Genomic DNA, 21,306 nt, shown 5'->3' on the forward strand with positions numbered 1-21,306 from the left:
GTATGCAGTGGCCAAGCCATCAGCCGTGCCGATGGCGAACTAGTGGCAGCGAGTCAGCTCTTGAGCTGCTCCGGTGCGAGCGTTGCGAGGCACTCGAGGACGATGCCGATGAACTTCGTCGGGATCCCTACCGGCCCGTCGTTGCGATCGCTGATGAGGATCTCGTCGCCCTCGCGTCGGATCTCGATGCACTCCCACGCGGTCGTCTCACCGAGGTAGACGTCGAACTCGATGGTGAACCGGCCGTCGGGGAGCGAGGTCACCGTGGGCGTGCCGAACTGGTCGGCTGCGAACTGCCCGAGGCTGTTGGATGCGTATGCAGAAAGGGGCATCACTTCATCGCTCCATTCGGAAGTCGGCCAGATTGACAGGCGCGCGTGCTGCACGCTGGTGAGGGCAGGGCAGGCACTCCACCCACGCGATTACGCATTCCGGCCGGAAGCTCCACTTCGCACCACGGAAGGGCTTGTGGGTGCGCGGGTTCACACCCTCGCGCTGCGTGCCGTGAAGCTCGCCTTCGCGGGCGGCCTGCCGGACGGTCTCCACGTGCCGGTCCGCAATCTTCGCGGCGCCGGCTGCGCCGACGAACACAGTGCCGACTGCAGGCTGCTCTTGCTCGTCGGCGAGCTGCGACGCCGCGTTCATCGATCCCCCTCGGCGGCGAGCGCGGCGCTCAAACTCATCTCGATCTTTGAATCGGCGTCGAGCGCCTCCTCTGCGCGGGAGATGATCTCTGCTGCGGTCGTGCCAAGCTCGGCCGCGACAGCTGCGAGGAGGGAAGGTGTAAAGGGGGCATGCCCGTTGAGGCGGTGTGAAAGCGATGCCCTGCGGACTCCGATGTTCGCGGCAATGGCCGAGATCGAGGGGCCGCGTTTCCGCGCCACTTCGGATCGCACTTCGGCGGACACCAGGCTATCCAGATCGCTGTACCGAGTTCGGTTCATCTGCATGCACACATTTTGTACCGAACTCGGTTCAAACACAAGTTAGTTGTGAGACTGTACCGAAACGGGTACAGTTACCGCGTGGCTAAGAACTTGCTTCCCATCGATGCGCTTATCGCGCGATACCTGCGCGAAGGCATCATCGACGCAGGGATCTCTTATCGGCAACTCGCCGCGGTAACAGGCATGTCGATCAACCGCATCGGGATCATCCTTCGCCAGGAGCCGCCGCCTGCAACGGTCGGTGAGACTGGTCAGCTCGCGCGCGCAATCGGCCTCACGGCTTCGGAACTCCTGGCGCGTGCGGAGCGCGAGCACTCCGAGAGGCCGGTGGGTGATGCCCAGCCAGACCCGGTCTCGCTTGACGATCGGCGCGAGCAGCGCTGTGAGAGGGCGAGCGATGAGACCCTCAGAGCAGTCGCATCCCAGGACGATGGCCTTCCGGACGCGCAGGACGGCGACGACCAGGTCAACTACGACCACGGCGACCCTGGCCCCGACGACCCATTCCACACCGCCTGACCTGGAGCACCCATGACCGAAGCCCCTGCCCCTCGAGCATCCCGCGCTCGAATCCTCCTGACCGCCGGCATCGCCGCCATCCTCGGTCTCGCCATCGGCGCCACGGCCGGTTACCTCGCACGCGGACCGGAAGTCAGCGAGCTCGAAGCGCAGTCGGCGTATGCGCGGGATCGAGCCGACGATGTCCGCGCCGAACTCGAGGAGGTGGAGGGGCAGTTCGATGCGCGCACCGCCGAGCTAGACGCCCGTGAAGCCGAGATCGCCTCCGCTCCGAAACCGAGCGATCCGAAACTCGACATCGCGCTGCCGGAGGGGTACCCGCAGGTCGTCGACATCTCGGCCGTGCCAGAGCACATGCGCATCAGCTTCGAAGGCACCGGCACTGGGCAGGCGGTAGCCGTCGCTCCCGGCCTCTGGGCTCCACTCACCCCCGGCGCGACCCCGGAGGACGCCGTCAACGCTCGCCGATTCGACGGCTTCTGCGCATCCAAGGAATCGTTCGAACGCGAGTACCTCGCCGGCGATTCGACCAGCGGCAGCTGCTGGTAGACCCCTCGGCGCGACCCCCAACTTGACCCCCGGACACCCTGGGTTGGTCAAGTGCGCCCGAAAGGCAGGAAACACATGCACCCATACGACGTATACGACCCCTGGGACCACGCCGCCGAACTCGGCTACGACGTCATCACCGGACCGCGAACGCGCCCCGAGCACAATGCGGAGACCCACCACGACATCCGCCTGATCATCCTCGACCCTGAGCGCACCTGGCGGCAGCACCGATTCGATGTCGCGCACGAATGCGCCCACATCGTCCGCGGCGACCAGCCCATCCCAGAAGGGATAGAACTCCGCAAGCGCGAACTCGCCTGCGACCGCATCGCCGCGGAACGACTCATCGACCGCGAGAGACTCATCCGCTCCATGCTCGAGCACCCCGACCCCGCGACCTGGTGCCTCGACCTCGACATCACATCCCGCGCGCTCCGGGTCTACCTCGAGCAGCACCCCGACATCGCCGACGAAGTCGAACAGCGCCGCACGCGCCCCTGCGGCGAGCGCTGTCGCGTGTCGAGCGCCTGAACTTGAGAAGCCCCCAACGCGCGACTGTCGCCAAACTGAACGCGCGCCGGGGGCCGGCACCGAATCACCCAACGAGAGGACGAAACGATGAACACCACGCTACCTGAGCGCGCCCTGAACCAGGAGGTGCGCTGATGGCTTGGACCGAGCAACTGCCTTCGGGGCGGTGGCGCGGCGGCTACCGAATCCCGGGCGGGGATAAGAGGTACACGCCACAGACCTACGTGCGTGAAACCGACGCACAGCGGAAGGCGCATGCGCTGGAAGACGAGTCCCGCGAGCTCGGCTGGCGCGATCCGAAGGCAGCGGCGCGCACCTGGCGCGAGTGGTGCCCCGAATGGCTTCGCGGCTTCTACGCTGAAGACTCCTCCGACTCGACGACGGAGAGCCTGATCCGGGTGCACATCATGCCGAAGTGGGGAGACGTGCGGCTGATCGATATCGATCGGCACGAGATCAAGGCGTGGGCGAAGGAGATGCAGGTGGAAGCCGGGATCGCGGCGACCAGCGCGAAGCGCGTCATCAACGCGTTCTCCTCGTCGCTGACAGCTGCCGTCGACGTCGGGATCCTCTCCCACAACCCGTGCGCGAAGCTCAACCTCGGGATCCCCGACAACCCGAGCGAGCGCACCTACACACAGAAGGAACAGCATCGGCTCTTCAGCGAGTTGCCCAGCGTCCTCGACCAGGCGCTCGTCGCCATCTTGCTCGGCACCGGCTGCCGTCTAGGTGAAGCTCTCGCCCTCGAGGCGCGCCACTTCAACGTGCAGCACAGCACGGTCCGATTCCGGCAGACCTGGGACTCCCACAATCGGAAGCTCAAGACGTACACGAAGGGCAAGAAGCGCCGCACGGTGCCCATCGACAACTGGTTGCTCGACCTCATCAAGCCGCTCCTCAAGGCGAGGCCTGAGGGATACCTCTTTCGCAGCCGCGGCGGCGTGCCGCTCGATGTCGCCAACTGGCGCAAGCGCGTCTGGAACAAGTGCTCCGACGAGATCGGGCTTAACTCGGCCGGGAAGGAGCGCGGATCCATCCACACGCTGCGGCACACCTACGCCACCGAGCAACTCGAAGCGGGCCTCTCGCTTGCGGAGATCGCCGACCTCCTCGGGCACTCCTCGATCACGACTACCGAACGCTACGCGCACCGCCGCTCGAAGGTCGGCAAGAAGGCGCTCGGCACGATCCGAGACCCTCGCCGCGCACCAAAGCCGAAGAAGCGCCAGAAGCCCCGTGAGACGCGCGAACTCCCCTCCAATGTGATCGCATTCCCCGGAGGCCGGTAACGTGCGCCAGAAGGGCGCAGCGGGCCGGTCTGCCCCACGTCTGCCCCACGTGACCTCTTCCCATCCAAAGATCGCGACTCAGCTGATCGATCGCCGAAACAATAAAAGCGGGGCCGATCAGCTGTTTCCAACTGATCGGCCCCGCTTGATCCTGGTGGGCGATACCGGGCTCGAACCGATGACCTCTTCCGTGTGAAGGAAGCGCGCTACCAACTGCGCCAATCGCCCGTCCGCATCGCCCTCGCGGACGATGCCAACCTGAACGATCATACACGGATCGGGGGTGGCGGACGCGCACCTCCCGGACTCCCGCGACATCCCGCGGCGGTCGACGCTACCCCGCCGGGCGTGTCGTGACGGGGGCCAGCTCGCTGTTCAGCTGGCGGTCGAGCTCCGAGCTGATCGCGCTGAGCTCGGTCAGCTGCTCGCGCAGGTCGTTGTAGCGGTCGATGTCGATCTGCAGCGCGTCCCGGGTCGCATCGAGGTCGGCCCGGCGCTGCGTCATCGTCGAGCGCCGGCGATCCAGGAGCGCCTGCTCCGCGGTCGACGCGGGGACCGCAGCCTCGAGCTCCTCGGCATCGGCGTTGTACTCGGTGACCTCGTGGTCGTACTCGGCCTTGCGGTTCTCGACGTCGGCGCGCAGGGTCTCCATCTCCTCCTCGAGCGCGTCGGCCTCGCGCTGCAGGCCCACGAACACCGAGTGGTAGGCGTCGAAGCGATCGACGAGCGCCCCGCGGTCGGCGAACCACGTCGCGTAGTGCTCCTCCAGCCACTCGGGCAGCTCGCGCACCTCGGTGCCGAGCACGGAGTGGAGCTCGTTCGCGAAGGCGGTGTCCGAGAGGTGCTCGTAGATCGACATGCGTTCGCGCAGCGCATCGTCGTGCTCCGCGAGGGCGTCGTACTCGGTGCGCAAGCGCTGGGCCAGCGCCATGCGGTCGCCCTCAGCCAGCCGCGCGTAGACGGCGTGCAGCAACTCGTGCGCCGCGGTGACCTCCACGATCCCGCTCACCCGCGGATCCGTGACGCCGAAGAGATGGATGCGGTCCCCCGTGTAGCATCCGAGGACGTGCCCCTGTTCGGAATGATCGACCCCGGCGCACTGATCGTTGAAGTGCTGGCTGGCGTCGACCGTCGGCCGCGTGGCGAGCAGGGTGCGTTCGCCGGCGTCCGTGAGGTTCAGCTCATCGACCAGCTCCACGACGCGGGCGCTCGGTTCGAAGGTCATCGCCGCGAACTGATCCGAGATGAGCTGGCGCTGGGTCACCGCGCAGACCACCAGCGCCACGACGGCGAGGAACACCGCGAAGCCGAACACCCGCTTCGCCCTCCCCCGGCTGCGCTCCTCCATGCATCAACCGTAGTCGCGACGAGGGGGTTCGCGGCGGAAAATCGTGGGAATCACGGGTCCTCCCGGGCGGCACGCCCGGGAGGCGCGGAGCGATTTGCGCGGATGCGCGCGACCCCCCTATAGTTATTCAGGTCGCGGTAAGCGGCGGAAATGCGGATGTAGCGCAGTTGGTAGCGCATCACCTTGCCAAGGTGAGGGTCGCGAGTTCGAGTCTCGTCATCCGCTCTGGTGGCCGGTAGCCCGGTCGCCTGTTTGGTGGTAACCATTACGGTGGCGTGGCCGAGAGGCGAGGCAGCGGCCTGCAAAGCCGTATACACGGGTTCGAATCCCGTCGCCACCTCTCGGACAACTGAATAGCCTGAACAGGCGCGATTGGCGCAGCGGTAGCGCGCTTCCCTGACACGGAAGAGGTCACTGGTTCGATCCCAGTATCGCGCACGAGATCGGCCCCCGACGCGAGTCGGGGGCTTTCGTGTCTCCCGGCCTCCCCTCGAGCCCCTGCGCTTGCTAGTCTGACGACAGCTTCGAAGGAGAGGACCCGCATGCGCTATCAGATGACCCGGAAGCTCTTCGCGCTGGGCGACCAGGGCGTGATCACCGATGAGCACGGCAACTCCGTCTACCGCAACGCCGGCAAGTTCTTCAGCCTCCACGACCGGGTGCGCCTGCTCGATATGCAGGGTGAAGAGGTGGCGACCTTCCACAGCAAGCTGCTCTCCTTCCCCAAGCGCATGTTCATCGAGATCGGCGGCGAGCCGGCCGCCACCGTCACGCGCAAGGCGCTCGCGGTACGCGTCAAGTTCGACATCGAACTCGCCTCCGGGGAGCGGTGGGAGCTGCACGGGGACTGGGTCGACCGCAGCTTCACGCTGACCGACGGGGCCGGCGCGACCGTCGCGCAGGTCACGAAGGCGTGGGTCTCCGTCGCCGGCCGGTACGGCATCGACATCGCCGAGGGGCGCGATGAACTGCTCGTTCTCATGATCCTCGTCGCCCTGGAGTCCACCGTCGCCGAGGACGAGGAGAATCTCGACGTCGGAGCGGGGTCGACGTGGTGACCCCGAGCGGTGCGCGGCGGCCGGCTGCCGCGTGGGCGACGATCCTGGAGGCCGTCGTCCTGGCGCTGTACGGCGCCGCCGTCCTCATCGCCGGTTTCGCGCTCATCGGCAATGCGCTGTTCGTCGATGCCGCGCGGAGCGGCCAGGCCGTGGTCGCCGTCGCCGGCCTCGCAAGCGCGCTCCTGCTGCTGATCTTCGCGATCGCCCTGCTGCGCGGCGCGCCCTGGGCGCGGCCGGCGACGATCGTGCTGCAGCTCGCGGTGCTTCTCGGCGGCCTGCTGCTGCTCATCCTCGGCCCCGAGCGGTGGCTCGGCGCGGCGGCGCTGCTCCTCTCGGCGACGGTGCTCGGACTGCTCCTCGCGCGCCCCGCACGGACCGCGGCGCCGGGCGCCTGAGTCGAGGCCCCGCGGCGGAACGTCGGACTCTGCAGAGGAGGCCTCGCGACCGCGGAGACACCGCGGGCCCGGCGCGCCGATGGCGATCCGGGCCCGCGGTGCGCGTCCTCTGCGGGACTACTCGTTGCCGATCTTGCCGTCGAGGTTGTCGCGCACCTCGTCGACCTTGTCGGCGAACTTGCCGCCCGTGACCTTGTTCGCGAGTCCGGCAGCCCCGTCGAGCAGCCGATCGCTGATGCCCTCGGCCTGCTCGCTCTTGAGCGCGTCGCCGACCTTGTCGGCGTTCTCCTCGGCGAAGGTCTTCGCCTTGCCCGCGAGATCGGCCGCCTGCTTGCCGAGATCCTCGATGCCCATGTGCACTCCACTCTGTCGCGCGGCCGAGCGGTTCGGTCCGCTGCGGCCATTATGACGCGCGCGCGGCGCCGCGGGGAAGACCCGGGCGCAACTTGACGCCGGTCGGGGGACGCACGAGCGAAGGAATGCGCGTGCGGGGCGGGGCTTGCATTCCGGGGGTAGCGGAGGAGAATGGACGCGTTCCAGTTCGCAGGCGAAGGGAGCCCGCATGATCGGCGCACTGCACACGGTCGTCCTCGACGCCCCGGATCCGCTGGCGCTCGCCGGCTTCTACCGCGAGGTGCTCGGCGGCAGCGTGGAGGTGGACCCCGAGGAGGACGGGCCCGACGGCGCGGAGTGGGTGGAACTCGCCCTCGCCGAGACGGGCCCCCGGCTCGCCTTCCAACGGTCCCCCGGGTACGTGCCTCCGGTCTGGCCGGGAGACGACGGCGATCAGCAGCTGCACCTCGACATCAGGGTCGCCGACTTCGACGCCGCCGAACAGGCGCTGCTCGCCGCGGGTGCTCGGCATCTCGAGACCCATCGCGGGTTCCGGGTGTACCTCGATCCGGTCGGCCACCCGTTCTGCACGGTCGGCTGACGCAGCCGGATCGGAGACGGTACGATGACCCGCGTGCGCGTCCACAACCTCGCCCTCTCGCTCGACGGCTTCGGCACGGGCGTCGACCAGCGGCTCGAGTCCCCCTTCGGGCACGCGGGCACGCGACTCATGGAGTGGTTCTTCCCGACGCCGACGTTCCAGGCCCAGACCGGCGATCGTGAGCGGCGGCCGGTGGATCCGGCGGCGGCTGCGGACGACGTCTTCGCCCGTCGCGGATTCGAGGGCATCGGCGCCGAGATCATGGGATCGCGGAAGTTCGGCCCACCGGGTTGGCCCGACGATCCCGACTGGCGGGGGTGGTGGGGCGAGGAGCCGCCGTTCCGGACCCCGGTGCTCGTGCTGACGCATACGCCGCGCGAGCCCGTCGTCTTCCCGAACGGTACGGAGTTCCGCTTCCTGTCTGCCGAGCCCCGCGAGGCCCTCGCGCGCGCGACGGAGCTCGCGGACGGACTCGACGTGCGGATCGGCGGCGGCCCGTCGACGGTGCGCGCGTTCCTCGCGGCGGGACTCGTCGATCTGCTGCACGTCGTGCAGGTCCCCGTGATCCTCGGCCGGGGCGAGCGGCTCTGGGACGGCCTCGAAGGCCTCGAGCGCGGCTACGACATCGAGGCCACGACGACGCCGAGCGGCGTCACCCATCTCGTGTTCTCGCGGGAGTGATCGCCAAGACCCGCAGCGCGCGGGCTCAGGCCGGGACGCCCGGGAAGCCGTGGAGCGCGGCAGCCGCTCCGACCGCGCGGGCGAAGCGGTCCCGGGGCAGCACATGGCCCTCGCGGCGCATGCCGGCGTCGGCGACGCGGAGCACTCGATCCGGCGCGAGGAAGCTCTCCCGGCCCTGTCCGTCCCAGCCGCCCGTACCGACGGAGACGAACCCCCGATGCGGCTTGGTGCTCAGGTAGCAGGCCGCGGTGGTGCGCGCATCGATGCGCGCGATGATGAGCACGGGGCGGTCCTTGCCCCGGCCGTCGTTCTCCTCGTACGGCACCCAGGTCCACACGATCTCCCCCGGGTCCGGCCGGCCGTCGGGCGCGGGGTCGTAACTCGGGCGCAGCGCGCGGATCTCGGACGCGGTGAGTTCGCGGGTGGCGCCGTCGCCGGATCGCCCGGGGCTCTCGGCATCGGCGGGCGCCGAATCGCGGGAGCGCGATCCGGGATGTGCGGACGGCACGGGCTCCGCGGTCGGCGCCGATCGTCGGGAGGAGCGCAGGAACGCCGAGACGAAGGAGCGCAGGAAGTCCGCGATCCATCCCGACCGCGGCGCTCCCCCGCTCATCGCGACAACTCGCTCGCCGTGAGCGCGTTCAGACGCGAGACGCAGCGCAGGTACTTCTTGCGGTACCCGCCGTCGAGCATCCCGCCCCCGAAGATCGAGGTGAGCGGCACACCGGTGGCGCGGATCGGGATCTGCGCATCGTAGACCCGGTCGATGAACGCCACGAAGCGCAGCGCCGCGGACTGGTCGGTGAGCTCGTGCACCTCGCGCAGACCGATGCAGCGCACGCCGTCGAGCAGCCCAATGTAGCTGGAGGGGTGCACCGAGGCGAGGTGCTCGATGAGTGCCGAGAAATCGTCGTCGGTAGCCCGTTCGCCCGCGGCCGCGGCGTCCGCGAGGGCGAAGCGGTAGGCCTCGTCGGAGAGGACTGCGGCGTCGCCCGTGATGTCGCGCTGACGGTAGTCGACGCCGTCGATCCTGATGGTCTCGAAGCGGTCGGACATCGCCTGGATCTCGCGCATGAAGTCCGCGGCGGCGAAGCGCCCCTCGCCGAGCGCGTTGGGCGGGGTGTTGGAGGTCGCGACGATCTTCGAACCGGTCGCGGTGAGATCGCCGATCAGCCGGGTCATGAGCATCGTGTCACCCGGATCGTCGAGCTCGAACTCGTCGATGCAGATGAGACGCGCCCCCTGCAGCACGCTCACGGCGCCCGCATACCCGAGCGCGCCGACGAGGGCCGTGTACTGGATGAAGGTGCCGAAATACCGCCGCCCCGCCGTGGCGTGCCACGTCGCGGCGAGCAGGTGCGTCTTGCCCACGCCGAAGCCTCCGTCGAGGTAGACGCCCGGCTTCCCGGTGCCGACCCGCTGCGCCTCGGGCTGCGGCTTGCGCCGGCCGAGGCCGAAGAATCCGCCGCGCGCCTGCGGGGCCTCCGGGGCGACGAAGCCGCGCAGCAGCTCCCTGGCCTCGTCCTGCGATGGGTAGGCCGCGTCCGGCCGGTAGGAGTCGAAGGACGCGTGATCGAACTGGGGCGGGGGCACGAGCGTGGCGACGAGGTCGGTGCCCGAGATGCTGGGCCGGCGGTCGACGAGTCGAGCGGAGCTGTGCTGCTGATCAGAGGACATCGGAGCCAGTGTATCCGCTCGGCATGGCTCGCGGCGCACGCGCTCGCCGCCGACCTAGCCGCGCCACGGGGGATGCGGCAGCGCCCGCGCGAACGCCTCGGTGCTCCGCTCCCACGGCGCGGGATCGACGTTCCAGAGCTTCACGTGCTCGCCGCGATCCTGGAGCCGCAACTGCACGAGCTCGGGACGGGCCGCGGCCAGGCGCTCGGCGCCGGCGCACGGGACGAAGGTGTCCGCGCGGCTCGCGTGGATGAGGACGGGGACCGTGAGCGCACGACCGAGCGCGGAGGCCTCCAGGCGGTCGAAGGGGATGCCGTCGTCCTCGCCGGCGCGCACGAGGCCCGCGTCGAGCAGGCGCACGCCGAACCCGGCCACGCGCCGCGGCACCCGCATGCCGGCCGCGTGGTACCGCAGCAGCTCCTCCCAGTCGATCGCGGGCGAATCGAGGATCAGCCCGTCGACGACGCTGCGGTGCTCGCCGCCGCTCGCCGCGAGCAGGCACGCGGTCGCCCCCATGGACCAGCCCACGAGGGTGACCCGTCCCGCCCCCCGCCGCACGGCCTCGGCCACGGCGGCGTCCACATCGCGGGACTCGGAGACGCCGAGGCCGTAGCGGGCGTGGCGTCCGCTCGGCGCACCGGTGTCGTTGCGGTAGCTGATGACGAGGCTCGTGATCCCGGCGCGGGCCAGCGGCGCGACCCCGCGGAGCGTCTCGACCGGGTCCGCGCCGCGGCCGTGGACGTGGACGGCCCAGCGCCGCTTCCGGGCGCGCTTCGGATGCACGAGCCACGCCTCGGCCTCGCCGAGCTCCGTGGGGAACGCGATGCGCTCCGTGCGGTAGCCGAGCTCGGCGGCGTCGGCGAACCACCAGCCCGTGATGCGGCCGGTCGTTCCCGGGACGAGCGTCCCGCGGTCGACGGCGACGAGTTCGCGCAGCACGCCGCCGGCGGAGTCGGCCGCGCCCGCGACAACGGCGCCAAGGCGCGCGTGGCCCGCTCCCCCGTCGAAGACGAGGGAATAGCGCCCGGGAAGGCCCGCATCGGTACCGCGGAGCCGCACGTGCGCCGCGCCGTCCCGCTCGAGCACCGCCAGTACGCGCACGGGCGCCTCCGGCACGGCGGCGGGAGTCACCGCGCGCCTGGCCAAGGCGACGCCGCCGAGCACCGCGAGACCGGCTCCCGCCGTCGCGGCGAGGGCGAGCCACGCCGCTCCGATCCCGATCGCACGCCCGCGATCCCGTCCGGTCATGTCTCCGGTCCCCTTCCTCTCGTGCGCCGCTCCACCGCGCCGCGCGTCTTCTCAGGATCCTCGCATCTTCGGCGTGGCTGCGCACGATCGCACAGTGAGAACTCTAGTGTTCCCTGTGTGATGGCAAGGATCGGGGCGCACCCCGTCGACTTCAGCGCCGCGGCCGAGCAGATCCGCGGCGCACGGCTGCGCGAGGAGCTCGTGGTGCAGGAGATCGCGGCGCCGGAGCGCATCGCACCGCAGTCGATCGCCCTCGCCGCCGGCGTCGCCCGCGGTCCGCGGCGCGGGCTCGACGCCGAGGGCAGCATCGACTCCGCCCACGGAGCGGGCCGCCTCGTGCTCATGCACGATCCCGAGTCGGCCGCCGAATGGGGCGGGCCCTTCCGCATCGTCTGCTTCGCGCAGGCCCCGCTCGAGGTGGAGATCGGCGTCGATCCGTTCATCTCGGACGTCGCATGGTCCTGGCTCGTCGACGCGCTCGAATCCCGCGGCGCGGCGCATATCGCGCTCGCCGGCACGGCGACCAAGACGCTCTCGAGCGGCTTCGGGACGCTCGAGTCGCAGGGCGACGCCGCGCAGATCGAGCTCCGCGCCTCCTGGACCCCGCTCGGGCCCGCATTCGCATCCCACGCCGAGGCGTGGTCGGAACTGCTCTGCCTGCTGGCGGGGCTCCCCCATCGAGAGGTGCACTGACCCCGTGGCAGACGGACCGCTTCAGCAATCGGATCTCACCGCGGACTGGGTCCTCGTCGTCGACGACGCGGGCCTGCGGCGCGCGGCCGAGACCCTGGCCGCCGGGCGCGGGCCCGTCGGCATCGACGCCGAGCGGGCCTCGGGCTTCCGCTACGGCTCCGAGGCCTACCTCGTGCAGGCGCACCGCCGCGGCGCCGGCACCTTCCTCTTCGACCCCGTGGAGATCGCGACGTTCGCGCCGCTCGCCGAGGCCATCGACGAGGAGGAGTGGATCCTGCACGCCGCGAGCCAGGATCTCCCGTGCCTCGAGGACCTCGGTCTCCGCCCGCAGCGCATCTTCGACACCGAGCTCGCGGCCCGGCTGCTCGGCTACGAGCGGGTCGGCCTCGGGGCGATCGTCGAGACGCTGCTCGGGATCCACCTCGAGAAGGCGCACTCCGCCGCGGACTGGTCCCAGCGCCCCCTGCCGGACGCGTGGCTGGAGTACGCCGCCTTCGACGTCGCCCTGCTGCCGGATCTGCGCGACGCCGTGCAGCGCGACCTCGAGGCGCAGCGCAAGACCGAGTTCGCCCGCCAGGAGTTCGAGGCGGTGCGCACCCGCCCGGCGAAGGCGCCGAACGCGGAGCCGTGGCGCAAGCTGTCCGGCGGGCACCGCCTGCGGACGCCCCGCGCGCTCGCGATCGCTCGGGAGCTCTGGGCCTCGCGCGACGCCCTGGCGCGAGAACGGGACGTCGCGCCGGGGCGCCTGATCCCCGACGCCTCCGTCGTCGCGGCGGCCGAGGCCGCGCCGCGCTCCAAGGGGGAGCTCGCACGGCTGCAGTCCTTCCGCGGTCGCGCGAGTCGCACCGAGCTGGACCGATGGTGGGCGGCGGTGCTCCGCGGCAAGACGACCGAGGAGCTCCCCGGGCCGCGACGGCGCGACCCCGACGCGATCCCCCATCACCGCGGGTGGGCGCAGCGCCACCCCGAGGCCGCGGCGCGGCTCGCCGACGCGCGGGCCGCGCTCGAGGCTGAGGCGGAGCGGCTGCGGATGCCGCTCGAGAATCTCCTCACCCCGGAGCTGCTCCGACGGCTCGCCTGGGCGCCGCCCGCGCCGGCCGATGCCGCGACGATTGCACTCCGTCTCACCGAACTCGGCGCCCGCGAGTGGCAGGTTGGCTTGACTGCACCAATCATTGCGGCCGCATTTGTAGAGTCCACATAAGCGAGTCGGGTTCGGCTCCGCGAATTCCCGCGTTTTCGTGCGTTCGCTCGCCGGAGTGAGACTCCGTCTCTACACTGGAGACGACGCAGTTCACATACCGATGGAGGCGAAGTGGCCGCAATGAGAGAGGTCGTGTTCGTGGACGGGGTGCGCACCCCGTTCGGACGCGCCGGTGACAAGGGGATGTACGCGGGCACGCGTGCCGACGACCTGGCCGTGAAGGCGCTGCAGGGGCTGCTCGCGCGGCACGAGGGGCTGCCGCTCGACCGGATCGACGACGTCGGCATCGCGGCGACCACGCAGCAGGGCGACCAGGGGCTCACGCTCGGCCGCACGGTGTCGATGCTCGCGGGCCTGCCCGTCGAGGTGCCGGGCTTCGCGCTCGACCGGATGTGCGCGGGCGCGCTCACGGTCGCCTCGTTCATGGGCGCGGCGATCGGCGCGGGCCAGTACGACCTCGCGGTCGCCGGCGGCGTCGAGCACATGGGACGCCATCCGATCGGCTTCGACGCCGATCCCAACCCGCGCTTCGTCGCCGAGAAGCTCGTGAGCCCCGATGCGCTGAACATGGGGATCACGGCCGAGCGCCTGCACGACCGCTTCCCCGCGCTCACGAAGGAGCGTGCCGACCGATTCGGGATGCTCAGCCAGCACAAGGTCCAGGCGGCGTACGAGCGCGGCGACATCCAGCACGACCTCGTGCCCGTCGCGATCCGCTCGGAGGGCGGCTGGGGCCTCGCGACCGAAGACGAGGGGCGCCGCCCCGAGACGACGATGGAGGGCCTCGCCGGCCTGAAGACGCCGTTCCGCCCGCACGGACGGGTCACTGCAGGCAACGCCTCCCCCCTCACCGACGGCGCGACCGTGTCGCTGCTCGCCGGTGCGGATACGGCCAGGGAGCTCGGGCTGCCGGCGAAGATGCGACTCGTCGGCTTCGCGTTCGCCGGGGTGCAGCCGGAGGTGATGGGACTCGGTCCCGTGCCCTCGACCGAGAAGGCGCTGCGGCGCGCCGGGCTCACAGTCGACGACATCGGCCTGTTCGAGCTCAACGAGGCCTTCGCGGTGCAGGTGCTGTCCTTCACCGACCACTTCGGCATCGCCGACGACGATCCGCGCGTCAACCCCTGGGGCGGCGCGATCGCGATCGGCCACCCCCTCGCGGCATCCGGCGTGCGCCTCATGATCCAGCTCGCCCGGCAGTTCGCCGAGCGGCCCGACGTGCGCTACGGCGTGACGGCGATGTGCGTCGGCCTCGGCCAGGGCGGCACCGCCATCTGGGAGAACCCCCACTTCGACGGCAAGAAGGGCAAGTAAGCAGCCATGACCGACTACCGCAGCATCGACTTCTCGCCGATCATCGACGCCTCCGCCGACGAGGTCGTCACCGCCTCCCACGTGCGCGACGTCGCCCTCCCCTCCGGGGGCGTCCTCGCCCTCATCACGCTCGACAACGGGCGGGATCACACCCGCCCGAACACGCTCGGGCCCCGCACCCTCGACGGGCTGCGGATCGTGCTCGATGAGCTCGCCGCGCGCGCCGCGGCGGGCGAGATCGCCGCCGTCGGCATCACCGGCAAGCCGTTCATCTTCGCCGCGGGCGCGGATCTGTCGAAGGTCTCGTCGCTCGCGAGCGAGCAGAACGCGCGCCTCATGGCCCAGTTCGGGCACCACGTGCTCGGCAAGCTCGGCACCCTCGGGGTGCCGTCCTTCGCCTTCGTCAACGGGCTCGCGCTCGGCGGGGCGATGGAGATCGCGCTGCACTGCGACTACCGCACGCTCGACTCCTCGGCCGCGGCGCTCGCCTTCCCCGAGGTCTTCCTCGGGATCATCCCGGGTTGGGGCGGTGCGACGCTCGTCCCCAACCTCATCGGCATCGAGAAGGCCCTCGAGGTCGTCGTCTCGAATCCGCTCAAGAACAATCGCATGCTGAAGCCGCAGCAGGCACTCGAACTCGGGCTCTTCGACCGCATGTTCGGCTCCGCGAGCTTCCTCGAGCGCTCCATCGCATGGGCCGACGGCGTGCTCACCGGGGCCGTCGCGGTCGAGCGCACGCACGTTCCGGGCAAGCTCGAGCGCCTGACCAAGTGGCCGGCCGCCATCAAGATCGCGCGCGACACCCTGAAGGCGCGCATCGGCACCGCCGCGCGGGCGCCCTACGTCGCCCTCGATCTGCTGAGCGCCGCGAAGGACAACGACCTCGTGCGCGGCTTCGAACGCGAGGACGAGGCGCTCGCCGAGCTCATCTCCGGCGACCAGTTCGCGGCGTCGATCTACGCCTTCGACCTCGTCCAGAAGCGCGCGAAGCGCCCGGCGGGCGCCCCCGATCGCGAGCTCGCGAAGCCCGTGAAGAAGGTCGGCGTGATCGGCGCCGGGCTCATGGCGAGCCAGTTCGCGCTGCTCTTCGCGCGCAAGCTCCGTGTGCCGGTGCTCATCACCGACCTCGATCAGGGCCGCGTCGACAAGGGTCTCGACTACATCCGCGGCGAGATCGACACGATGGAGGCGAAGGGGCGGCTCTCCGCGGACGACGCGAACCAGGTCCGCGCGCTCGTCAGCGGCACGACCGACAAGGCGGCGTACGCGGACTGCGACTGGGTGATCGAGGCCGTCTTCGAGGAGCTCGGCGTCAAGCAGCAGGTATTCGCGGAGATCGAACCGATCATCTCGGAGACCGCGATCCTCGCCACGAACACCTCCTCGCTCTCGGTCGCGGAGATCGGCGCGAATCTCGCCCACCCCGAGCGGCTCGTCGGATTCCACTTCTTCAACCCGGTGGCCGTGATGCCGTTGATCGAGGTCGTCAAGGTTCCCACGACGGATGACGCCTCGCTCGCCACGGCGATGGCGGTCGCGAAGAAGCTCGGCAAGAGCGCCGTGATCACGGCGGACCGGCCCGGGTTCGTGGTGAACCGCCTGCTCGCGAAGGTCATGGGCGAGGCGGCCCGCGCGCTGGACGAGGGCACGCCGCTGCCCGTGGTCGAGCGCGCGCTCGCCCCGATCGGTCTGCCCATGGGCCCGTTCGAGCTCATCGACCTCGTCGGTTGGAAGGTTGCGGCCCACGTGCAGGACACCATGGTGCACGCGTTCCCCGAGCGCTTCTACGCCTCGGAGAACCTGCACCGCCTCGCCGAGGTCGACGCGCCGCTCGTGAAGTCGAAGCTCGGCAAGGTCGAGGACCTCTCGAAGGCGGGACGCAAGGCCGTCCGCCTCGGCTCGCGCGCCGTGGACGAGGCCGAGATCCTGCGGCGGGTCGAGGACGAGCTCGCCCGCGAGATCGGGCTCATGCTCGACGAGGGCGTCGTCGCCGCAGCCGAGGACATCGACCTGTGCCTCATCCTCGGCGCGGGGTGGCCCTTCCAGGCGGGCGGGGCGACGCCGTACCTGGATCGCGTGGGAGCGAGCGAGCGCAGCTTCGGTCGCGCCTTCCACGAGCCCCGGGTGGCCGGCCGGCGCTGAGGCCGGACGCCGTCAGGCGCGCGGTCGGGCGATCGGGATCCGCTCGCCCCGCACCTGCGCGGCGACGTCGGCGGCGATCCGTTCGGCCGTGAGCCCCGCATCCGCGAGCAGCTGCCCGCGGGACGCGTGCGCCGGGAAGGCGTCGAGGATGCCGCGCTCGTCCACGGCGGTGTCCACCCCCGCGTCGCGGAGCGCCTGGCGGATCCGCGTGCCGATCCCGCCCACCCGGATCCCGTCCTCGATGCTGATGAGCAGCCGGTGCTCGCGGGCGAGGGCGACAAGGGACTCCGGCACCGGGACGACCCAGCGCGGGTCGACCACGGTGCAGGCGACGCCGCGCTCGGCGAGGAGCTCGGCCGCCTCGCCCGCGAGTCGGCCCATCGGCCCGACCGCGACGAACAGCACGTCGCGCGCTCCGTCGTCGTCGCCGGGCTCGCGGAGCACGTCGACCCCGTCGGCCGTGCGGCGGAGCGCCGGGATCGGCTCCCCCACAGCCCCCTTCGGATACCGCAGCACCGTCGGGGCGTCCTCGATGGCCACCGCCTCGGCGAGCAGCTCGCGGAGCGCCTCCTCGTCGCGCGGCGCGGCGATCCTGATGCCCGGGACGAGCTGCAGCGTCGCGAGATCCCAGACGCCGTTGTGGCTCGCGCCGTCGGGGCCCGTGATCCCCGCGCGGTCCAGCACGAAGGTGACGCCGGCACGATGCAGCGCCACGTCCATGAGCAGCTGGTCGAAGGCGCGGTTCATGAAGGTCGCGTAGACGGCGACGACGGGATGGAGGCCGCCGTAGGCGAGCCCCGCGGCGCTCGCGACCGCGTGCTGCTCGGCGATACCGACGTCGATGACCCGTCCGGGATGCCGCTCGGCGAGGAGATCGAGGCCCGTCGGCGCGAGCATCGCAGCGGTGATGCCGACGATGCGAGGATCCGCCTCGGCGAGCTCCAGGATCCGGCTGCGGAACACGTCCGTCCAGCTGCGCCCGCTCGTATGCTCGAGCGGCTCGCCGCTGCCCGGGTCGATCTGGCCGATGGCGTGGAACTGATCGGCGACGTCGTTCTCCGCCGGGGCGTAGCCGCGCCCCTTCTCTGTGATGACATGGACGAGGGTCGGACGGCCGTAGCCCTTGGCCTGGCCCAGCACCTCCTCGAGGGCTTCGAGGTCGTGCCCGTCGACGGGGCCGAGATACTTGATGTCGAGATTCGAGTACAGGTGGTCGTTGTTGCTCGCCCGGCTGAGGAAGCCGCGCACGGCGCCGCGGGTGCCGTGGTAGAGGGTGCGGCCCGGCCGGCCGAAGCGGGAGAACAGCTTCTCGCTGCCCTCCTGCAGATCCCGGTAGGCGTCCTTCGAGCGGACCGTGTTCAGGAAACGGGCCATGCCACCGATGGTCGGCGCGTAGGAGCGGCCGTTGTCGTTGACGACGATGACGAGGTTGCGGTCGTTGTCGTCCGTGATGTTGTTGAGCGCCTCCCAGGTCATCCCGCCCGTCAGGGCGCCGTCGCCCACGACGGCGACCACGTGGCGCTGCGCCTGCGCCTGATCCTCGAGCGCGCGCCGCGCGAAGGCCCGGGAGATGCCGTCGGCCCAGCTCAGCGAGCTCGAGGCGTGGGAGCTCTCGACGATGTCGTGCTCCGACTCCGCGCGCTGCGGGTAGCCCGCGAGCCCGCCGCGCGAGCGCAGCCCCGAGAAATCCTTGCGGCCGGTGAGGAGCTTGTGCACGTAGCTCTGGTGGCCGGTGTCGAAGACGATGGGGTCGCGCGGCGAGCGGAAGACCCGGTGGAGGGCGATGGTGAGCTCCACGACGCCGAGGTTCGGGCCGAGGTGGCCGCCGGTCTTCGAGACCTCCGCGATGAGGAACTCGCGGATCTCGGCAGCCAGGAGGCGGCACTCCTCCGCGCTCAGCGCATCGAGATCCCGGGGCCCCGCGACACGATCCAGGATCGACACTCGTCCTCCTCATCGGCCGATCCGCCGGAATGGGGACCGGATCCCTCCACACTACCGCGGGGACGCCTCGGGCCCGGACGCCGTGCGGCGTCCGGGCCCGAAGTGGGCGTCGCATCGGCTCAGACGAGGCTGCGCAGCACGTACTGCAGGATACCGCCGTTGCGGTAGTAGTCTGCCTCGCCCGGGGTGTCGATGCGGACCACGGCGTCGAAGGCGATCCGCGTGCCGTCGGCCTTCGTCGCGACGACCGCGACCGTCTTCGGTGTGACGCCCTCGTTCAGCGCGGTGACGCCGGAGATGTCGAAGGTCTCCGTGCCGTCGAGGCCGAGCGAGTCGGCGCTCTGCCCCGCGGGGAACTGCAGCGGGAGCACGCCCATGCCGATGAGGTTCGAGCGGTGGATGCGCTCGAAGCTCTCGGTGATGACCGCCTTCACGCCGAGGAGGCTCGTGCCCTTGGCCGCCCAGTCGCGCGAGGAACCCGAACCGTACTCCTTGCCGCCGAGCACCACGAGCGGCGTGCCGGCCGCGAGGTAGTTCTGCGCCGCGTCGTAGACGTACGCCTGCGGGCCGCCTTCCTGCGTGAAGTCGCGCGTGAAACCGCCCTCGACGTTGTCGAGGAGCTGGTTCCGGATGCGGATGTTCGCGAAGGTGCCGCGGATCATCACCTCGTGGTTGCCGCGGCGCGATCCGTAGGTGTTGAAGTCCTTCGGCGCGATGCCGTTGGCGACGAGGTACTGGCCGGCCGGCGTCTCGGCCTTGAAGCTGCCCGCGGGGCTGATGTGGTCGGTGGTGACCGAGTCGCCGAGCTTCAGCAGCACGCGGGCTCCCGAGATATCGGCGACCGGCGCGGGCTCGAGCTCCATGCCGTCGAAGTACGGGGCCTTGCGCACGTAGGTCGACCGCTCGTCCCAGGCGAAGGTGTTGCCGTCGGGCGTCGGCAGCGAGGTCCAGTGCTCGTCGCCGTCGAAGACGGTCGCGTACTTCTCGACGAACATCTCGGAGCCGATGGAGGCGTCCGCGATCTGCTGCACCTCGACCGGATCGGGCCAGATGTCGCGGAGGAACACGTCGTTGCCCTCGGCGTCCGAGCCGAGGGGCTCGTTCTCGAAGTCGAAGTCCATGGTGCCGGCCAGCGAGTACGCGATCACGAGCGGCGGGCTCGCGAGGTAGTTCATCTTGATGTCGGGGTTGATGCGGCCCTCGAAGTTGCGGTTGCCCGAGAGCACCGCGGTGACCGCGAGATCGTTGTCGTTGACCGCCTGCGAGATCTCCTCGTTCAGCGGCCCCGAGTTGCCGATGCAGGTGACGCAGCCGTAGCCGACCGTGTAGAAGCCGAGATCCTCGAGATCCCGATTCAGGCCCGACTTCTCGTAGTAGTCGGTGACGACCTTCGAGCCGGGGGCGAGCGTCGTCTTGACCCAGGGCTTCGCCTTCAGGCCCTTGGCGACCGCGTTGCGGGCGAGCACGCCCGCGGCGAGCATCACGGAGGGGTTCGAGGTGTTGGTGCACGAGGTGATCGAGGCGAGGGTGACCGCGCCGTGGTCGATCTCGAACTCGCGGCCCTGCTGGTCCTTGACCTTCGCCGGGTTGGCCGCCTGCGCGTAGTTCTTGAGGTCGTGCTCGAACTGGGCCTTCGAGTGCGAGAGCTCGATGCGATCCTGCGGGCGCTTGGGGCCGGCGATCGAGGACACGACGGTGCCGAGGTCGAGCTCGAGGTACTCGCTGAACTCGGGCTCGCGCGAGGCGTCGTGCCACATGCCCTGGGCCTGGGTGTAGGCGCGGACGAGGTCGATCTGCTCCTCGCTGCGGCCGGTGAGGCGCATGTAGTCGAGGGTGACGTCGTCCACCGGGAAGATCGCGGCGGTCGAACCGAACTCGGGGCTCATGTTGCCGATCGTGGCGCGGTTGGCGAGCGGCACCGAGCCGACGCCCTCGCCGTAGAACTCGACGAACTTGCCGACGACGCCGTGCTGGCGGAGCATCTGGGTGATGGTGAGCACGACGTCCGTCGCGGTGACGCCCGCGGGGATCTGACCCGAGAGCTTGAAGCCCACGACCCGCGGGATGAGCATCGAGATGGGCTGGCCGAGCATGGCCGCCTCGGCCTCGATGCCGCCGACGCCCCAGCCGAGGACGCCGAGACCGTTCTCCATGGTGGTGTGGGAGTCGGTGCCGACGCAGGTGTCGGGGTACGCCTGGAGCGCGCCCTCGACCGAGCGGGTGAAGGTGACGCGCGCCAGGTACTCGATGTTGACCTGGTGCACGATGCCGGTGCCCGGCGGAACCACCTTGAACTCGTCGAAGGCGCCCTGGCCCCAGCGGAGGAACTGGTAGCGCTCGCCGTTGCGCTGGTACTCGATCTCGACGTTGCGCGCGGCGGCGCCCGGCGTGCCGTAGACGTCGGAGATGACGGAGTGGTCGATGACCATCTCGGCGGGGGCGAGGGGGTTGATCTTGTCGGGCGTGCCGCCGAGCTCCACCACGGCCTCGCGCATCGTGGCCAGGTCGACCACGCAGGGCACGCCGGTGAAGTCCTGCATGATCACGCGGGCCGGCGTGAACTGGATCTCGGTGTCGGGTTCGGCGGCCGGATCCCAGCCGCCGAGGGCCTCGATGTGCGCGCGGGTGACGTTCGCGCCGTCCTCCGTGCGGAGCAGGTTCTCGAGCAGCACCTTCAGGCTGTACGGCAGCCGCTCGTGGCCCGGCACCCGGTCGATCCGGTAGATCTCGTATTCCCGCTCGCCGACGGCGAGGGTGCTCTTCGCGTCGAAGCTGTTGACGGCTGCCATGATTCGGCTCCTTCAGATTTGTCTCGATGTCGAGATAATTC

Annotated in this window: 22 protein-coding genes and 4 tRNA genes; 15 read left to right on the top strand and 11 right to left on the bottom strand. The window is 70.3% G+C overall.

Annotation, left to right across the window (positions count from 1 at the left end; genetic code table 11):
• Positions 1-53: 53 nt before the first annotated feature.
• The 3 genes from MUN78_RS07135 to MUN78_RS07145 are packed head-to-tail and all read right to left on the bottom strand — an operon-like array spanning position 54 to position 950.
• Positions 54-332 (bottom strand): hypothetical protein, encoded by a 279-nt coding sequence (locus MUN78_RS07135; RefSeq protein WP_244729658.1) that lies wholly within the window; start codon positions 330-332, stop codon positions 54-56.
• A 4-nt stretch (positions 333-336) separates the two neighbouring features.
• On the bottom strand, positions 337-645 hold the full coding sequence (locus tag MUN78_RS07140) for a hypothetical protein (protein ID WP_244729660.1): 309 nt from the start codon (positions 643-645) through the stop codon (positions 337-339).
• Positions 642-950, bottom strand: coding sequence for a helix-turn-helix domain-containing protein (locus MUN78_RS07145; RefSeq protein ID WP_244729661.1), 309 nt, complete (start codon positions 948-950; stop codon positions 642-644). The genes MUN78_RS07140 and MUN78_RS07145 overlap by 4 nt, the downstream gene beginning before the upstream one ends.
• Positions 951-1,025: 75 nt before the next feature.
• Here MUN78_RS07145 and MUN78_RS07150 point away from each other — a divergent pair, with 75 nt between their 5' ends.
• The 4 genes from MUN78_RS07150 (at position 1,026) to MUN78_RS07165 (ending at position 3,838) form a co-directional block, all read left to right on the top strand.
• Positions 1,026-1,466 (top strand): helix-turn-helix domain-containing protein, encoded by a 441-nt coding sequence (locus MUN78_RS07150; protein ID WP_244729662.1) that lies wholly within the window; start codon positions 1,026-1,028, stop codon positions 1,464-1,466.
• Positions 1,467-1,478: 12 nt separating this feature from the next.
• The gene (locus MUN78_RS07155) at positions 1,479-2,015 is read left to right on the top strand and encodes a hypothetical protein (protein ID WP_244729663.1); all 537 of its coding nucleotides are present in this window, start codon (positions 1,479-1,481) and stop codon (positions 2,013-2,015) included.
• A 75-nt stretch (positions 2,016-2,090) separates the two neighbouring features.
• Positions 2,091-2,549 (top strand): ImmA/IrrE family metallo-endopeptidase, encoded by a 459-nt coding sequence (locus tag MUN78_RS07160; RefSeq protein WP_244729665.1) that lies wholly within the window; start codon positions 2,091-2,093, stop codon positions 2,547-2,549.
• A 224-nt stretch (positions 2,550-2,773) separates the two neighbouring features.
• Positions 2,774-3,838, top strand: a complete 1,065-nt coding sequence (locus tag MUN78_RS07165; RefSeq protein WP_244729666.1) for a tyrosine-type recombinase/integrase — start codon at positions 2,774-2,776, stop codon at positions 3,836-3,838.
• Positions 3,839-3,990: 152 nt separating this feature from the next.
• Here MUN78_RS07165 and MUN78_RS07170 read toward each other — a convergent pair.
• Positions 3,991-4,066 (bottom strand) — tRNA-Val (locus MUN78_RS07170).
• 106 nt (positions 4,067-4,172) lie between these two features.
• A complete protein-coding gene (locus tag MUN78_RS07175; RefSeq protein WP_244693769.1) occupies positions 4,173-5,186 on the bottom strand; it encodes a hypothetical protein in 1,014 nt (337 codons plus the stop codon).
• 152 nt (positions 5,187-5,338) lie between these two features.
• Between MUN78_RS07175 and MUN78_RS07180 the strand changes: the two genes are divergently transcribed.
• The 5 genes from MUN78_RS07180 (at position 5,339) to MUN78_RS07200 (ending at position 6,639) form a co-directional block, all read left to right on the top strand.
• Positions 5,339-5,411, top strand: a tRNA-Gly gene (locus MUN78_RS07180).
• A 44-nt stretch (positions 5,412-5,455) separates the two neighbouring features.
• Positions 5,456-5,526: transfer RNA gene (locus MUN78_RS07185), tRNA-Cys, on the top strand.
• A gap of 26 nt (positions 5,527-5,552) precedes the next feature.
• Positions 5,553-5,624 (top strand) — tRNA-Val (locus tag MUN78_RS07190).
• Between the two features lie 104 nt (positions 5,625-5,728).
• A complete protein-coding gene (locus tag MUN78_RS07195) occupies positions 5,729-6,244 on the top strand; it encodes an LURP-one-related/scramblase family protein (protein ID WP_244729667.1) in 516 nt (171 codons plus the stop codon).
• A complete protein-coding gene (locus MUN78_RS07200; protein ID WP_244729668.1) occupies positions 6,238-6,639 on the top strand; it encodes a hypothetical protein in 402 nt (133 codons plus the stop codon). The genes MUN78_RS07195 and MUN78_RS07200 overlap by 7 nt, the downstream gene beginning before the upstream one ends.
• Before the next feature lie 117 nt (positions 6,640-6,756).
• On the opposite strand, the gene MUN78_RS07205 is transcribed toward MUN78_RS07200, so the two are convergent.
• Positions 6,757-6,993 (bottom strand): Rv0909 family putative TA system antitoxin, encoded by a 237-nt coding sequence (locus tag MUN78_RS07205; protein ID WP_244693772.1) that lies wholly within the window; start codon positions 6,991-6,993, stop codon positions 6,757-6,759.
• Between the two features lie 208 nt (positions 6,994-7,201).
• Between MUN78_RS07205 and MUN78_RS07210 the strand changes: the two genes are divergently transcribed.
• Together MUN78_RS07210 and MUN78_RS07215 are read left to right on the top strand one after the other, a co-directional pair.
• Positions 7,202-7,573, top strand: a complete 372-nt coding sequence (locus tag MUN78_RS07210; protein WP_244729669.1) for a VOC family protein — start codon at positions 7,202-7,204, stop codon at positions 7,571-7,573.
• A 24-nt stretch (positions 7,574-7,597) separates the two neighbouring features.
• Complete coding sequence (locus tag MUN78_RS07215) at positions 7,598-8,254, top strand: dihydrofolate reductase family protein (protein ID WP_244693774.1); 657 nt, start codon at positions 7,598-7,600, stop codon at positions 8,252-8,254.
• 25 nt (positions 8,255-8,279) lie between these two features.
• Here the strand turns inward: MUN78_RS07215 and MUN78_RS07220 are convergent, their stop codons facing one another.
• Genes MUN78_RS07220 through MUN78_RS07230 form a run of 3 tightly spaced genes read right to left on the bottom strand, consistent with a single transcriptional unit; the run spans position 8,280 to position 11,179 of the window.
• Positions 8,280-8,867 carry a type II toxin-antitoxin system PemK/MazF family toxin gene (locus MUN78_RS07220; RefSeq protein WP_244729672.1) on the bottom strand — a complete coding sequence of 196 codons (588 nt, stop codon included), beginning with the start codon at positions 8,865-8,867 and terminating at the stop codon, positions 8,280-8,282.
• A complete protein-coding gene (zapE, locus tag MUN78_RS07225) occupies positions 8,864-9,931 on the bottom strand; it encodes a cell division protein ZapE (RefSeq protein WP_244729675.1) in 1,068 nt (355 codons plus the stop codon). Before zapE ends, MUN78_RS07220 begins: the two co-directional genes overlap by 4 nt.
• Before the next feature lie 54 nt (positions 9,932-9,985).
• Positions 9,986-11,179, bottom strand: a complete 1,194-nt coding sequence (locus MUN78_RS07230; RefSeq protein WP_244729678.1) for an alpha/beta hydrolase family protein — start codon at positions 11,177-11,179, stop codon at positions 9,986-9,988.
• A gap of 120 nt (positions 11,180-11,299) precedes the next feature.
• Here MUN78_RS07230 and MUN78_RS07235 point away from each other — a divergent pair, with 120 nt between their 5' ends.
• From MUN78_RS07235 to MUN78_RS07250, 4 genes are all read left to right on the top strand, one after another.
• Positions 11,300-11,872, top strand: a complete 573-nt coding sequence (locus MUN78_RS07235; protein ID WP_244729680.1) for a DUF3000 domain-containing protein — start codon at positions 11,300-11,302, stop codon at positions 11,870-11,872.
• A 4-nt stretch (positions 11,873-11,876) separates the two neighbouring features.
• Positions 11,877-13,076 (top strand): HRDC domain-containing protein, encoded by a 1,200-nt coding sequence (locus MUN78_RS07240; RefSeq protein ID WP_244729682.1) that lies wholly within the window; start codon positions 11,877-11,879, stop codon positions 13,074-13,076.
• A 120-nt stretch (positions 13,077-13,196) separates the two neighbouring features.
• Positions 13,197-14,390 (top strand): thiolase family protein, encoded by a 1,194-nt coding sequence (locus MUN78_RS07245; protein ID WP_429952319.1) that lies wholly within the window; start codon positions 13,197-13,199, stop codon positions 14,388-14,390.
• Between the two features lie 6 nt (positions 14,391-14,396).
• The gene (locus tag MUN78_RS07250) at positions 14,397-16,532 is read left to right on the top strand and encodes a 3-hydroxyacyl-CoA dehydrogenase NAD-binding domain-containing protein (RefSeq protein WP_244729688.1); all 2,136 of its coding nucleotides are present in this window, start codon (positions 14,397-14,399) and stop codon (positions 16,530-16,532) included.
• A 12-nt stretch (positions 16,533-16,544) separates the two neighbouring features.
• On the opposite strand, the gene dxs is transcribed toward MUN78_RS07250, so the two are convergent.
• Positions 16,545-18,476 carry a 1-deoxy-D-xylulose-5-phosphate synthase gene (gene dxs, locus MUN78_RS07255; protein WP_244729691.1) on the bottom strand — a complete coding sequence of 644 codons (1,932 nt, stop codon included), beginning with the start codon at positions 18,474-18,476 and terminating at the stop codon, positions 16,545-16,547.
• 119 nt (positions 18,477-18,595) lie between these two features.
• A complete protein-coding gene (gene acnA / locus MUN78_RS07260) occupies positions 18,596-21,268 on the bottom strand; it encodes an aconitate hydratase AcnA (RefSeq protein ID WP_429952320.1) in 2,673 nt (890 codons plus the stop codon).
• Positions 21,269-21,306 lie beyond the last annotated feature (38 nt).

The organism is Leucobacter allii, assembly GCF_022919155.1.
Lineage (GTDB): Bacteria > Actinomycetota > Actinomycetes > Actinomycetales > Microbacteriaceae > Leucobacter > Leucobacter allii.